Source organism: Streptomyces violaceus, from assembly GCF_036014075.1.
Lineage (GTDB): Bacteria > Actinomycetota > Actinomycetes > Streptomycetales > Streptomycetaceae > Streptomyces > Streptomyces violaceus.
In genome coordinates this window covers 1-14,029 of sequence record NZ_CP107911.1, presented here as the reverse complement: position 1 = coordinate 14,029, position 14,029 = coordinate 1, and the positions used below count along the sequence as shown (strand labels likewise).

Below are 14,029 nucleotides of genomic sequence, written 5' to 3'. Positions count from 1 at the left end.
TCCGTTTCTTGGAGGAAGTCTTGAGCGCTGTGCAGAATTTCGAGATCGAGTATGTGGAGATATATGTCGGGAATCTGGAGGAGGCCGCGTTCGGCTGGGTGGATCAATACGCTTTCGCCGTCGCCGGTACGAGCCGCTCGGCGGACCACCGGAGCGTCACGCTGAGCCAGGGACCGATCAAGCTGGTTCTCACCGAGCCGACGTCGGATCGTCATCCGGCGACGGCCTACCTCCAGACGCACGGCGACGGTGTGGCCGACGTCGCGCTGCGTACGTCGGACGCGGCCGCCGCTTTCGAGGCTGCCGTGCGGGGCGGGGCCGTCGCTGTCCGGGAACCGGCGCGGCGCAGCGCAGCGGAGCCGCACGGACCGGCCGTCACGGCCGCCATCCTCGGTTTCGGGGATGTGGTGCACACCTTGGTCCAGAGGGACGAAACTCCCGCCCCGCCGCACGCGAACGGCCATCGCGGGGGCGACGTGGACCTGCTGGGGATCGATCACTTCGCGGTCTGTCTGAGCGGGGGCGACCTCGGCCCCACGGTGCGGTTCTACGAGCGGGCACTGGGGTTCCGGCAGATATTCGAGGAGCACATCGTGGTCGGTGCCCAGGCGATGAACTCCACCGTCGTGCAGAGCGCGTCGGGAGCGATCACCCTCACGTTGATCGAGCCCGATGAGAGCGCCGACCCGGGCCAGATCGACGACTTCCTCAAGGAGCACCACGGGGCTGGTGTCCAGCACATCGCATTCACCAGCGACGACGCGGTCCGCTCGGTCCAGGCGCTGTCCCGGCGCGGGGTGGAGTTCCTGAAGACGCCGGCGACCTACTACGACATGCTCGGTGAACGGATCGCGCTGGATACGCACAAACTGGATGATCTGCGGACGACGAACGTGCTCGCCGACGAGGATCACGGCGGCCAGATGTTCCAGATCTTCACCGCCTCCGTTCATCCTCGGCGGACGATCTTCTTCGAGATCATCGAGAGGCAGGGGGCGGAGACCTTCGGCAGCTCCAACATCAAGGCCCTGTACGAGGCCGTGGAGCTGGAACGGACCGGACAGAGCGATCCCGGCGCCGTTCGACGATGACGTACCTTCGCCTGGAGGAGCTCGAACGTGCCGCCCGGGACGTCCTGCCCCGCCACACCTGGGACTTTCTCGCCGGGGGCAGCGGCGCCGAGGCATCTCTGGTGGCCAACCGCACCGCGCTCGAGCGGATCTTCGTGGTGCCCCGGATGCTGCGTGACCTGATCGAGAGCAGCACGGAGTCCGAGGTCCTCTGCCACAACGCCGCATTGCCGCTGGCGGTCGCGCCCATCGCGTACCAGCGGTTGTTCCATCCCGAGGGCGAGCTCGCGGCGGCCCGCGCGGCCCGGGACGCCGGTGTGCCGTACACCATCTGCACCATGAGCAGCGTGCCGCTGGAGGAGATCGCGGCCGTCGGCGGCCGGCCGTGGTTCCAGCTGTACTGGCTGCGTGACCAGAAACGATCTCTGGATCTGGTGCGCAGGGCGGAGGACTCCGGCTGTGAGGCGATCGTGTTCACCGTCGATGTGCCGTGGATGGGACGGCGGTTGCGCGACATGCGCAACGGCTTCGCACTGCCGGAGTGGGTGACGGCTGCCAACTTCGAGGCATCCGCGGCCGCGCACCGCCGAGTTCCGGGCGTCTCGGCCGTGGCCGACCACACCGCGCGCGAGTTCGCCCCGGCCAACTGGGACTCCGTGGCGGCGGTGTGCGCACGCACGAACCTGCCGGTGGTGCTCAAAGGGATTCTCGCTGTCGAGGACGCCCGCCGTGCCGTCGAGACCGGTGTCAGCGGCATCGTGGTGTCCAACCACGGAGGCCGTCAGCTGGACGGTGCCGTGCCCGGGATCGAGGTGCTGGGCGAGATCGCCGCAGCGGTCGCCGACGGCTGTCACGTGCTGCTGGACGGGGGAATCCGGAGCGGCACGGACATCCTCAAGGCCGTCGCCCTCGGTGCGTCGGCCGTGCTGATCGGACGGCCCCTGATGTGGGGGCTGGCCACGGCGGGCCAGGACGGCGTCCGACAGGTGCTCGAACTGCTCGCCGCCGAGCTCCGGGACGCACTGGGCCTGGCGGGCTGCGACTCGGTGCACGCGGCCGGACGGCTGAGCACGAGGAGACCCCGGTACGGCTGATGCTCCGCGGAAGGGGCCCGGCGTCACAAGCACCCTCCACCTACGCACGACGAAACACGAAAGGTGAGATCAATGACCGCGTCACAGATAAAGCCGGTGTTGCGCAGCAAGCTCAGGACTTGGGGCTGGATGTACCGATGACTACCACTGTCGCGCCGGTTGCGGACCCTTCCGTCCTCACCGGACTCACCGAGATCACCAGATTCGCAGGTGTCGGGACCGCCGTGTCCGACACGTCCTACTCGCAAGCCGAACTGCTCGACATCCTCGACATCGAGGACCCCAGGGTCCGATCGGTCTTCCTGAACAGCGCGATCGAACGGCGCTTTCTCACGCTGCCGCAGGAAGGCCCCGATGGAGTGCGCGTACCGGAACCCCAGGGCGATCTCCTGGACAAACACAAGAAGATCGCTGTCGACATGGGATGCCGGGCGCTCGAGGCCTGCCTGAAGTCGGCGGGAGCGACGCTCTCGGACCTGCGTCACCTGTGCTGCGTCACCTCGACCGGCTACCTGACTCCCGGCCTGAGCGCATTGATCATCCGTGAACTCGGTATAGACCCGCATTGCAGCCGTTCGGACATCGTGGGCATGGGATGCAATGCGGGTCTGAACGCGCTCAACGTGGTCGCGGGCTGGTCCGCGGCGCACCCGGGTGAGCTCGGCGTCGTCCTGTGCAGCGAGGCGTGTTCCGCCGCGTACGCCCTGGACGGCACGATGCGGACCGCGGTGGTCAACAGCCTGTTCGGCGACGGATCCGCCGCCCTCGCTGTCGTCTCCGGTGACGGGCGGGCACCCGGCCCACGCATGCTGAAGTCCGCGAGCTACCTCATCACCGACGCGATCGACGCGATGCGCTACGAATGGGACCGGGACCAGGACCGGTTCAGCTTCTTCCTCGATCCGCAGATTCCCTACGTGGTCGGTGCGCACGCCGAGATCGTCGTCGACAGGCTGCTGTCCGGTACGGGGCTGCGCCGCAGCGACATCAGCCATTGGCTGGTGCACTCCGGTGGCAAGAAGGTGATCGACGCCGTCGTGGTCAACCTCGGCCTGAGCCGGTACGACGTCCGGCACACCACCGGTGTGCTCCGCGATTACGGAAATCTCTCCAGCGGCTCCTTCCTCTTCTCCTACGAGCGACTCGCCGAGGAGGACATCGCCCGGCCCGGCGACTACGCAGTGCTGATGACCATGGGGCCCGGCTCCTCGATCGAAACGGCGCTGATCCAGTGGTGACGCGCGGGGAAACGGATGGCGAACTGATGCTGCGCCTGGACGGCACCCGGCCCCTGTCGGCCGCCTCGGTCGAGGAGATGGACGACCTCTGCGACCGCGCCGAGGACCATCGGGAATCCGGCCCGGTCACCCTCCACGTCACGGGTGTCCCGCCGGCCGACTGGTGGACGGAGCTGACCGTCGGCCTGCTCTCCAAATGGGAACGGGTGGTGCGCCGGTTCGAACGGCTCGGCCGCCTCACGGTCGTGGTGGCGTCGGGCGACTGCGCCGGAACGGCCCTGGACGTCCTCCTCGCCGCCGACGTCCGGATCGTCGCTCCTGACACCAGGTTGCTGCTCTCCTGGGCAGGGGATGCCACCTGGCCGGGGATGACCGTGCACCGGCTCACCCAGCAGGCCGGTGCGGCGGGCATCCGGCGGGCCGTGCTGCTCGGGGCCCCGATCGAGACGGACCGCGCGCTCGCGCTCAACCTGATCGACGAGGTGACCGAGGACCCGGCGACGACGCTGGCCCACCTGGCCGAGGCGGCCGGTGCCGTGGACGGCACGGAGGTGGCGATGCGCAGGCAGCTGATTTTCGAAGCCGGCTCGACGGCCTTCGAGGACGCGCTCGGCAGGCACCTCGCCGCCTGCGACCGCACCCTGCGCCGCACGGGACCGTCCGCATGACGATCGCGAGCAAACTCCCGAGCGGTCTCACCGCCGCCGCGGAGGCGCTGCACAAGGCGGCCGAGCAGGTCGACGACCTGCTCGCCGCCCTGCCCGAGCCGACGCGACGGCACCCCGGCCGGCGGGCCGAGGCCGCCGCCGCCCAGGACGAGGTGCGCCGATTGCGCTCCCGGTTCCTGGCCGAGCACGTCGAGGAGGTGTACGCCCGGATCACCGGCGGCCGCAGTCTGCGCATCGAAGCCCTGGTCGCGCAGGCCGCCGAAGTCTTCCCCGGCCTGGTCCCGACGGCGGCACAGCTCGCGGACGAGCGGTCGCGGACCCAGGCGGACAAAGAAGGCCGGGAGATCGACCAGGGCATCTTCCTGCGGGCGGTGCTCGGCTCACCCGTCACGGGCCCACACTTGGTCGACGCGATGCTCCGGCCGACCGCGCGGGCGCTCGCACTGCTCCCGGATTTCCGGCGGACCGGCCTCCTGCAGACCGAGGCCGTCCGGCTGGAGCGGCGCGACGGCGTCGCCCACCTGACGATGTGCCGCGGCGACCGCCTCAACGCCGAGGACGAGCAACAGGTCGAGGACATGGAGACCGCGGTCGACCTGGCCCTGCTGGACGACGACGTCAAGGTCGGGTTCGTGCGCGGCGGCGAGATGACCCACCCGCGCTACCGGGGCAGGCGCGTGTTCAGCGCCGGAATCAACCTCAAGTACCTGTCATCGGGTGACATTCCGCTCGTCGGGTTCCTGCTCCGCCGGGAGCTCGGCTACATCAACAAGATCGTTCGCGGGCTGCGCCTGGACGACGGTGACTGGCGGCCGCCGTACGCGGCCAAGCCGTGGGCGGCCGCCGTCGACGCGTTCGCGATCGGCGGCGGCACCCAGCTGCTGCTCGTCTTCGACCATGTGCTGGCCGCGTCCGACGCCTTCCTCAGCCTGCCCGCCGCCAAGGAGGGCATCATCCCGGGCGTCGCGAACCTCCGCCTCACCCGTTCGGTCGGCCCGCGCGCCGCCCGGCAGGTGATCCTCGGCGGCCGACGGCTGTGGGCGAGCGAACCGGACGCCCGTCTCATCGTCGACGAGGTCGCCGAACCGGCCGACCTGGACGCCGCGATCGAACGGGCCCTGGAACGGCTGGGCGGGGAAGCGGTACTCGTCAACCGTCGGATGCTGAACCTGTCCGACGAGCCGCCCGAGGAGTTCCGCCGCTACATGGCGGAGTTCGCGCTCCAGCAGGCGCTGCGGCTGTACGGCGCCGACGTCATCGACAAGGTGGGCCGGTTCGCCGCGAGGCGAACATGAACCACATCCGGTACGCCGAGAAGGACCATGCCACCCACGTCACCCGCGACCGCCGCTGCCTGGTCCCTCACTGACGACAGCCTTCGGCACCCGACTCAAGGAGGCCCCATTCCCATGCAGGACCACGTGTCCTTGGCCGCGAGCGACACCAACCTCGAACTGGCGCTCGACGTGCTTCCCGCACTGGCGGTCATCCTGCTGACAGCGGCCGTGGCCGGCCGGCTCGCGGCCATGCTCGGACAGCCGCGGGTACTCGGCGAGATCGTGGGCGGCATCATGCTGGGCCCGACACTGTTCGGCTGGCTGGCGCCCGATCTTCAGGCGGATGTCTTCCCGGCGGACGCACGGCCGGTGCTGTACGTCCTGAGCACCATCGGGCTGACGCTCTACATGTTCCTCGTCGGTGCCGGTCTCGAGCCCGGCCGCCACGAGTCCGACCGCAAGCACCACCCGGCGGTCCTAGCCGTCTCCGGGTTCCTGCCCTCCCTCGTCCTCGGCGGTCTCGTCGGCCTGCTGATGTGGGACGACCTCTCGCGCGAGGATGTCGGCCGGTGGGAGTTCGCCCTCTTCGTGGGCGGGGCATTGTCCCTCACCGCGCTCCCCATGCTGGCCCGAATGCTGTACGAGCGGGGTCTGCAGAACTCCCGCCTGGGGCGGCTGTCCCTGGTCGCCGCCTCCATCGACGACGCGGCGGCCTGGTGCTTCCTGGCCGTGCTGACGGCCGTGCACACCGGTGCCGGGGCCGCCGACGCGCTGCCCATGATCGGCTACAGCCTCCTGTTCACCGCTGTGATGCTGTTCGGAGTGAACCGGCTGTTGCGGCCGCTGGCGCGGCACGTCAGCCCGCAGGGCACGTTGAGCCCCGGCGTGATGTACGTCGTCGTCATCGTCCCACTCGCCTGCGGATACCTCACCGACCTGATCGGCATCTACTCCGTCTTCGGCGGATTCATCGCCGGCCTGGCCATGCCCCGTGACCCGCGGTTCCGCCAGGCGCTGCACAGCCGGATGATGGACACCGTCTCCACGCTGCTGCTGCCCGTCTTCTTCTGCCTGTCCGGTCTCACCACCGACCTGCGGGGCATCTCGGCCGACAGCCTGCTGTTCGGCGTCGCCGTGTTGCTGGCGGGATTCGCGGGCAAGTACTTCGGCAGCACCCTGGCCATGAGGACGCTCTGCTTCAGCTGGCGCGAGGCCTTCGCCGTGGGAGGACTGATGAACGCCCGCGGCATGATGATCCTCATCTTCATCAACATCGGCTTGGCGCAGGGCCTGATCACCAAGCCGGTGTTCTCCGTTCTCGTCGTGGTCGCCGTTGTCACGAGCGCCGCGGCCCTGCCGCTGTACCGCCGGGCGCTCCCGAAGCGCCTGGAGACGCAACTCGGCAGCGGAGCGCCCCTCCCGGCGCCGGCACCCCGCTCCCTGGCGACAACCGACATGCGCTGATCTGCAAGTACCCGCCGGAGTTCCGGACCAACACGGTTGAGTGGGGCGATAGTTCGGAGAAGGCGGTCGCTGCCGTGACATATCGTCGGCGTATCGAGAATCGCATACGCCCGGGCAACACTCCGCTACATTGACTGGCGCCATGTCCTACAACCCTTCCAGCGAACCAATGCGAACTGCAGCCGGGAATCTTGTCGTCAGGCCGATCAGCGCCGTCGAGCATCTGGTGTTCGTGCGGGCCCAGCGGTCGGTCAGCTTTCTGCAGACCCCGGCGTGGGCCCGCGTCAAGACCGAGTGGCGCAGCGAGTCCCTCGGCTGGTTCGACGGCCGGCGCCTGGTCGGTGCCGGACTCGTCCTGCACCGCCCGGTGCCGCGGCTCGACCGTTTCACGCTGGCGTATCTGCCCGAGGGCCCGGTCATCGACTGGAGCGGTGACATCGGTGCGTGGCTCGATCCGCTGGCGGCGTATCTCAAGGAGCACGGGGCGTTCGCGATCCGGCTCGGCCCGCCGGTGGTCACGGACACCTGGAGCGCCGCCCAGGTCAAGGAGGGTATCGCCGGCCCGGACATCCGGCGGCTGACCGACCTGCCGGGACAGTGGAGCGACCCGGTCGGCGCCCGCGTGAGCAGCAGGCTGAAGGACGCGGGCTGGCTGCCGCAGAACCCGTTGGACGGGTTCGGGGTCGGGCATCCGCAGTTCAAGTACGAGGTCCCGCTGGCAGGCAGGACCGAGGACGAGCTGCTCAGGGGCATGAACCAGCAGTGGCGCCGCAACATCAAGAAGGCGGCCAAGGAGGGCGTCGAGGTCACGGTCGGCGACGGGGGCCCGCAAGACCTGAAGGCGTTTCACGACCTCTACGTGCACACCGCCAAGCGTGACCACTTCGCACCCCGGCCGCTGCGCTACTTCGAGACCATGTTCGCGGCGCTGAGCGCCGAGGACCCCGAGCGGATCACGCTCTACCTGGCCCACCATCAGGGCGACTTGGTCGCCTCCACCATCCTGGTCCGCGTAGGCGCCCACGCGGTGTACGCCTACGGTGCCTCCGCCACCGCGAAGCGCGAGGTGCGCGGCTCCAACGCCTGCCAGTGGGCGATGATCCGCGACGCGCTCGCCGCCGGCTGCGATGTCTACGACCTGCGCGGTATCACGCCGACGCTGGACGGGCAGGACCCGCACGTCGGCCTCGTCCAGTTCAAAGTCGGCACCGGCGGCCAGGCGGTGCGCTACGTCGGTGAGTGGGACCTGCCGCTGCGGCCGGTGGTCTACCGGGTCTTCGACCTCTATATGAAACGGCGCGGAGGCTGAACCGCACAGCCCACTACGCGAGCGCGGCGCGGATCGAGTCGGGGTTGGCGTTGTAGGAGTCGTTGAGCAGCGTCGCCCCGCGGGCGAGGTGGCGCAGCTCCATCCGCCACTTCGACAGCGAGACCGTGCCAACGCCGCTGGGTGAGCACCGAACCGTCGGTGAGCGCGCGCATGGCGACCACCCGGGGACCCTCGCGTCGAAGATGCCTTCGACGACATCCAGCCGCAGCAACTCATCGAGCGGACAAAGGGCTGTCGCCGAACAGCAGCGTGCCCGGAACTGCTCATTCTGGAGCAGGGGCGCTACGGACTCTCCGGCAACGCGTCTTTGTGGACGCCCTGGTATCCGGAATACGCCGCCACCCTTCACGGCACCAAACAGCGCAACCACGGAACGTGACCAATGCGCTCGCGGGACGCACGGCGTGCGCCCAATGTGAATGGCTCCACGGTCGTGTACTCCATAGCCTGCGAAGGTGAACCCGCGTGGATTTTGATCGGCAACGACACAGGTGGCCGGAAGGCTTCCTCGCCGCCGTCCGGCAGGGAGAGTTCGACACCGACGGCGCGGAGCGGCCCTTCCCGCTGCCGGACTACTTCACCCTCCTGTGCGTGCGGCCGGCGAAGGCCGGCGGCATGTTGAGGCTCGTTCCGGTGGACCGCCTCCGGGCTCTCCTTGCCGACCGGCCCGACGCGCTTGCGGTGCTGGAACAGGACTTCCACTTCGACCGACGGGGTGACCAGGCGCCGGGGGAGTCGGCCTCGGCGTCGTGCTGAACGTCGGTGACGCCCATCTCGGCAGGTTCGGCTCCCAGGACGCCATCGCCGCCGCCAAGCGCGAACTCGTGGAGGCACTGCCGCACGCATCCGCCGGCGGGGTCGCCGTTCTCAACGCCGACGACCCGCGCGTCGCCGCCATGACGCACCGGACCTCGGCCCGAGTCGTGCTGACCGGACGCACCGCCGGCGCACACGTTCGCGCCACCGGCATCGAGCCCGACAGCCAATCAAGACCGCGGTTCACCACGCGGCTCGACCTGCCCGGCATCAGTGGTTCCGCGCGAGTCGCCCTGCCGACGCGCGGTGAGCACCAGATCGACAACGCGCTGGCCGCCGCGGCAGTCGCGCTGGAGTTCGGTGCCACGCACGACGAGGTCATCGCGGGTCTGCACAACGACCGCTCGACGCCCCCGCACCGGATGGCGGTCCATCGGACGCCGGAGGGGGGCACCGTGATCGACGACGCGCGCAACGTGAGCTCGGGATCGGTGCGGGCTGCCCTGCGCACCCTGGCCGCGATGGCCATGGCCGTCGATGCACGAAAGTGGGCGCTGCTCGGGACGGCACACGAACCCGGCTTCTCCGGAGACGCCAGGCATGACAGCTGGGGACGGCTCGCCGCGCAGTCCGCCGACCAGATCGTGGTGATCGGCGAGGACGCCCGGCAGATCCATGAAGCCGCGGCGAGAACCGCAAGCAAGGACACCCGTACCGAACTGGTGCCGGACGTCGAAGCCGCGACGGCGCTCTTGCGTAACGAACTGCGCGCCGACGACGTCGTGCTTCTCAAGGCATCCCGGAAAGCCGCACTCTGGCGGATAGCCGACGCGCTCCTTCCCGCCGAGACCCCCAGCACGGGATGGACAGCGACTTCGATGTCGTGGCGCCTGGCGGCAGTCCGGGTCCCCTGGTGACGGGGCCGACGAGGACCGCCGGACGGTCGCAGTGCCGCGACCTGGACCGGGCTGACGACGTGACAGTCACCGTACGCCGAGCCACTCTCCCGGATGCCGACCAGATCGCCGGTCTGCTGTGCCAACTCGGGTACCCCAGTACGGCACCGGACGTCGAAAAGCGCCTCACCTTTTGGTTCGACGATCCGTTCAGCGCTGTCCTGGCGGCTGAGCACAGTGGACGCGTCGTCGGCTCCTTTCCCTGCACGCCGTCCCGTACCTCGAGAAAACCGGGCGCTGGGCCCGCATCGAGAGCCTCGTCGTCGACGCGGCGGCCCGCCGCACAGGAGCGGGCAGCCGGCTGACCAGCGCCGCCGAGGAACTGGCGTGGCAATGCGACTGCTCCGCCGTCGAAGTGACGACCCTGCGCTCACGGCTCGATGCCAATGCCTTCTACCAGCACCACGGATACGACGACCGCTGCACGCTTTCCGCCCGCTATTGGAAGGACCTCCCGGGCTGAGCCGCCGGTGCGCAGGGGCAGCCGGCCCAGGCGCCGGACAGGATCTCCTTTGTGGCCCGACCGGTGGAGGGTCTCGGCGGCGGTCACGACTCCGCGAGCCGGATCGCTTGCGCGGGGCACATCGTGGCCGACTCGCCCACGGCGTCGTGAAGTTCGTACGGCGGAGTGTCATCGAGGAGGACAACGCTGCCGTCCTCCTCACGCTGGTCGAAGACGTCGGGGGCGAGCATCACGCACTGGCCCGAAGCAACACAGCTGGGAACGTCGACTTCAACACGCATCATTGTTCTCCCTGCTTCTCTGTTTGGGGCGGACTCCTGCCTGGAACGCCGGCGGCAGCGAAACATGGAGTCGGATCGTTTCGGACGGGCTGTGGGAGTGCGCAAAGCCGTTGATCCAGCCGTCGAGCATGCGACCGCAGGGCGGCGGCCCGCCGGATACGCCTGCAAAGACACTGCTCGCCGCGAGCTGGTGTCCCCGAAGATGATTCATCGGTTCAGTCCCGCGCACAGGTCGCTCAACTCCCGTGACAGCAGTCCGATCACCTCACGACTGCGGTCGACGACAAAGAAGTGCCCCCCCGGAAACACTTCCACGTCGGTCTGCCCAGTTGTGTGTTCCGCCCAAGCGCGTGCCTCGTCGACCGACACCTGCGGGTCGCTGTCGCCGTGCAGCACGGTCACCGGGCAGTCGAGTACCTGACCCGGGTCGTGCCGGTACCCCGCGACGGCATGGTAGTCGCTGCGGATCGCCGGAAGGATCATCGCCAGCATCTCCGGGTCGTCCAAAATCGCCTGGCTGGTGCCGCTCAGCGCCTGGATCGAAGCCACGACCTCGTCATCGGACGCCCGATGGATCCGTCCGTCTCGAAAGCAGGACGGGGCCTGCCGACCGGAGACAAAGAGCCGAGCCGGCGGCGGAAGACCGCTCCGCTGCAGACGAAGCGCTACCTCATACGCGAGCACAGCACCCATGCTGTGCCCGAACAGCGCCAGCGGCCGGTCATCGATGCTGAGCCGTAGCGCGCCGAAGATCTCATCCGCCAATTCTGAAAGGTTGTCGATCGGCGGCACATCGAGCCGATTCTGACGACCGGGGTACTGGATCGCCAGTACCTCCACCGCGGGTGCGAGAGCCTTGGAAACCGGAAAGAAGAAGCTTGCCGACCCGCCGGCGTGCGGCAGGCATACGAGCCGCACTGGACTGTCCGGCGCCGGATGGAAACTGCTGATCCAGTCCCCCGAACTCGAAGCTGTTTCAAGCATGCCAATAGACCCCCTCCAACGGGCGCGCCCCTATACGAAATCGAATCCGCCCAGCGTTGCACAGAAGACGCCACGGGTCGACGGGGTGCCAGCGGTGCCCCAGACCTAGAATGCCCCCGCATCGAATAGCGCACGCACTCCGCAAGTCAACTGGCCTGACCTGCGGAGGGTCGGCCAGAAACCCGCAGTTGGACGTGGCCGCGACGACGGCGACCCAGGTTAAGTTGTCCCTGCGCTCACACGCCGAAAGGCGCGCAACATGAAGGAAGACGCTCCGCCCGGGTAGAAGCGCTGGGATTCAGCCGCGGAGATCCCAACGACGTACCCCCATTCCGTCAGAGCGCCTGCGCCCCATGTGGGAGAGGTAACCCACAACCCACGGCAGCGCCCCGCGCGGTAACCGAACCAGTTCCCACCCCAGACTGCCCCGGCCGGTGTTCCCCCGCCCGGCCGGGGCTTTCCTCAAGGCCACGCAGATCAGCAGCGTGATCAACGGGATCCTGGCCGGGCATGCACGGCCCGAGGTCGTCCGGCGATGGCAGGTCCGGCATCTCCGCCAGCGACAGACTGCGACCATCCGCCTGGTCGAAGTCGCTGAACGTCGCCACGATCCGCAGGATCTCCACGCCGCCCTGCCACATCCGTGCCTCGCGAGTGGAGGTTCGGCGCCCTTCCCTGGCTGACTCCACCTGAATTTCGGCCGAACCCGATGAGCCCGGACGCAGGAAGAACGCCGAAACCACCAGCGGATCTGGATGGGCAGAACGCTCTTGCAGGGCGCGAACCCCAGCGGCCATGAGATAGCCACCGTTGGGGTTACCACTGACGGTGTTCCAGCGATCGGTGAGCTGAGCCGTGCAGCTCGTCTCACCGGCCCAGTTGAGCCGGGTTTCCTGGTCGAAATCGTGCTCGATGGTTGCCGCATGGGACAGAAGCTACTCAACAAGCGAAACCGCTCACCAGCAGCCAATCTCAGGCCAAGCAGATGGTGACGGTCTTGTCCTATCGCGTGGCCAGGCCGCGCCACTGCTTGTCACCCGGCGGAAATGCAGGAACGCCGGTGGCAGGTCAATACGTTCGACGGTCATGGTTGGCTCCACTCGGGGGCGGCTGGGGCGTCGGACCTGCCCCGCCTCTCCGGCCGCCGGGAACGGGGGTGTGGTGGAGCGGGCGCCATGACCGACATCGAGATGATCACCGTGCCCCACCATCTGCGGGGGTATCCCGGTGCGGCGTTCGGCGGATACGTAGCGGGGATGCTCGCCGGGCGGGCGGCGGCCAAGACCGTACGGGTGGACTTCCGACGGCCGACCCCGGTGGCGGTCCCGGTGGGGCTCACGGGGACCGCCGACGGCGGGGCCGTGCTGACCGGTGCGGACGGGGTGCTCGCGGTGGCCACACCCGACGAGCTGAATCTCGACGTCCCCGAACCGCCCTCTTGGGACGAGGCATCGACGGCGGCCGAGGCGTACCGTGCGGCTCCGCCGGAGGGGGCTGTGGACTGCTTCGGGTGTGGACTTGACCGCACGCCCGACACCGGGCTGCCCCAGCACTGCGGAGTCGTGCCGGGACGGGATCTGGTGGCCGCGGCGTGGACGGCCGGGCCCGCGCTCGCCGACACGGAGGGGAAGCTGCGGGCGGAGCTGGTGTGGAGGCGCACTCGACTGCCCCGGGAACGCGGCGGGCCGACTGCGGGGTTGCGGGAGGGGGCGGTGACAGCCTCGCTCGCGGCACGGCTGCTCCGGCCAGTGCCGGTTTCCCCCCGGCTGGTGTCTTATGCGTGGGTCCTCTCGGAGGAAGGTCGGAAGCACCGGATGGGTGTTGCCCTGGCCACGGCGGGGGGCGACCTTTGCGGTCGCCTCGGCGCTGTGGGTGGACCTTCGATAACACCCACGGCGCTGGCTGAGGGGTCGCGAACTGGCAGCTCAGCCGACACGGGTCCGGCGGACTCGGCCGGACGCCGTGCGTGGACAGCAGACCCTCATTGTGACTACGCGGTGGGGTGACAGTGGGTGGGCGTCAGCAGTTATGGGGGTGAACACCCTACATAGGGGGCTGAGGTTGGGCTGTGGCTGCTGTCGTGGAGTGGCCAGGTGGCTGTTGTGGGGATGTGTTCCTACCTGCGGGTCATCGGCTTTGGTGGTGCTTGCTGGCACAGTGATCACGGATTTTCCACGGAAGCTGATTGGACCATCCGTGCACACCGGAATGGGGCGCAGACGACCGAATACGCCTCTCCCTGGCGCTATGGAGATGAGGCCAGCCAATCTGGGGGGAAGGCTGACCCTCCGTAGGAGGGGGAGTACCGACGGCGGTGAGAAGCCCGTCGGGGACTGGACCTGGAGCGGCTGGCGAAGAGCACCTTGCCGCTGGAGAACGTGGCGCCGCTGAAGTCCATGTCGCAGTCGATGGTGACCCCAGTGAGGTCGAGGTCGCAGCCCTGCCAGG

At 68.8% G+C, this 14,029-nt stretch carries 15 protein-coding genes; 11 read left to right on the top strand and 4 right to left on the bottom strand.

Annotation, left to right across the window (positions count from 1 at the left end):
* Window positions 1-20: 20 nt before the first annotated feature.
* The 7 genes from hppD to OG542_RS00035 all read left to right on the top strand — a co-directional run bounded on the left by hppD (window position 21) and on the right by OG542_RS00035 (window position 8,120).
* Window positions 21-1,091: a 4-hydroxyphenylpyruvate dioxygenase gene (gene hppD, locus OG542_RS00065; RefSeq protein WP_408057698.1), complete on the top strand. Its 1,071-nt coding sequence runs from the start codon at window positions 21-23 to the stop codon at window positions 1,089-1,091.
* Window positions 1,088-2,164, top strand: coding sequence for an alpha-hydroxy acid oxidase (locus OG542_RS00060; RefSeq protein ID WP_328407025.1), 1,077 nt, complete (start codon window positions 1,088-1,090; stop codon window positions 2,162-2,164). Before hppD ends, OG542_RS00060 begins: the two co-directional genes overlap by 4 nt.
* Window positions 2,165-2,301: 137 nt before the next feature.
* A complete protein-coding gene (dpgA, locus tag OG542_RS00055) occupies window positions 2,302-3,402 on the top strand; it encodes a 3,5-dihydroxyphenylacetyl-CoA synthase DpgA (RefSeq protein ID WP_328407023.1) in 1,101 nt (366 codons plus the stop codon).
* Window positions 3,399-4,070, top strand: coding sequence for an enoyl-CoA-hydratase DpgB (gene dpgB, locus OG542_RS00050; protein WP_328407021.1), 672 nt, complete (start codon window positions 3,399-3,401; stop codon window positions 4,068-4,070). Before dpgA ends, dpgB begins: the two co-directional genes overlap by 4 nt.
* A complete protein-coding gene (gene dpgC / locus OG542_RS00045; RefSeq protein WP_328407019.1) occupies window positions 4,067-5,365 on the top strand; it encodes a (3,5-dihydroxyphenyl)acetyl-CoA 1,2-dioxygenase DpgC in 1,299 nt (432 codons plus the stop codon). Before dpgB ends, dpgC begins: the two co-directional genes overlap by 4 nt.
* 114 nt (window positions 5,366-5,479) lie before the next feature.
* Complete coding sequence (locus OG542_RS00040; protein ID WP_328407017.1) at window positions 5,480-6,811, top strand: cation:proton antiporter; 1,332 nt, start codon at window positions 5,480-5,482, stop codon at window positions 6,809-6,811.
* 169 nt (window positions 6,812-6,980) lie between these two features.
* Window positions 6,981-8,120, top strand: a complete 1,140-nt coding sequence (locus OG542_RS00035) for a lipid II:glycine glycyltransferase FemX (RefSeq protein ID WP_408057697.1) — start codon at window positions 6,981-6,983, stop codon at window positions 8,118-8,120.
* Window positions 8,121-8,133: 13 nt separating this feature from the next.
* On the opposite strand, the gene OG542_RS00030 is transcribed toward OG542_RS00035, so the two are convergent.
* Complete coding sequence (locus OG542_RS00030; RefSeq protein ID WP_328407013.1) at window positions 8,134-8,223, bottom strand: glutamate ligase domain-containing protein; 90 nt, start codon at window positions 8,221-8,223, stop codon at window positions 8,134-8,136.
* Between the two features lie 383 nt (window positions 8,224-8,606).
* Here OG542_RS00030 and OG542_RS00025 point away from each other — a divergent pair, with 383 nt between their 5' ends.
* The 3 genes from OG542_RS00025 (at window position 8,607) to OG542_RS40570 (ending at window position 10,316) form a co-directional block, all read left to right on the top strand.
* Window positions 8,607-8,897 carry a hypothetical protein gene (locus OG542_RS00025; protein ID WP_328407011.1) on the top strand — a complete coding sequence of 97 codons (291 nt, stop codon included), beginning with the start codon at window positions 8,607-8,609 and terminating at the stop codon, window positions 8,895-8,897.
* Window positions 8,891-9,814, top strand: a complete 924-nt coding sequence (locus tag OG542_RS00020; RefSeq protein ID WP_328407009.1) for a Mur ligase family protein — start codon at window positions 8,891-8,893, stop codon at window positions 9,812-9,814. The genes OG542_RS00025 and OG542_RS00020 overlap by 7 nt, the downstream gene beginning before the upstream one ends.
* 241 nt (window positions 9,815-10,055) lie before the next feature.
* Window positions 10,056-10,316, top strand: a complete 261-nt coding sequence (locus tag OG542_RS40570) for a GNAT family N-acetyltransferase (RefSeq protein ID WP_408057838.1) — start codon at window positions 10,056-10,058, stop codon at window positions 10,314-10,316.
* Between the two features lie 83 nt (window positions 10,317-10,399).
* On the opposite strand, the gene OG542_RS00015 is transcribed toward OG542_RS40570, so the two are convergent.
* The 3 genes from OG542_RS00015 to OG542_RS40565 form a co-directional block, all read right to left on the bottom strand.
* Window positions 10,400-10,597 carry a ferredoxin gene (locus OG542_RS00015; RefSeq protein ID WP_328417669.1) on the bottom strand — a complete coding sequence of 66 codons (198 nt, stop codon included), beginning with the start codon at window positions 10,595-10,597 and terminating at the stop codon, window positions 10,400-10,402.
* Between the two features lie 207 nt (window positions 10,598-10,804).
* Window positions 10,805-11,581 (bottom strand): thioesterase II family protein, encoded by a 777-nt coding sequence (locus OG542_RS00010; protein ID WP_328407007.1) that lies wholly within the window; start codon window positions 11,579-11,581, stop codon window positions 10,805-10,807.
* Window positions 11,582-11,916: 335 nt separating this feature from the next.
* Window positions 11,917-12,495 (bottom strand): thioesterase family protein, encoded by a 579-nt coding sequence (locus OG542_RS40565; RefSeq protein ID WP_408057837.1) that lies wholly within the window; start codon window positions 12,493-12,495, stop codon window positions 11,917-11,919.
* 261 nt (window positions 12,496-12,756) lie between these two features.
* On the opposite strand from OG542_RS40565, the gene OG542_RS00005 reads away from it, so the two are divergent.
* Window positions 12,757-13,587 (top strand): hypothetical protein, encoded by an 831-nt coding sequence (locus tag OG542_RS00005; RefSeq protein WP_328407005.1) that lies wholly within the window; start codon window positions 12,757-12,759, stop codon window positions 13,585-13,587.
* Window positions 13,588-14,029: the final 442 nt, after the last annotated feature.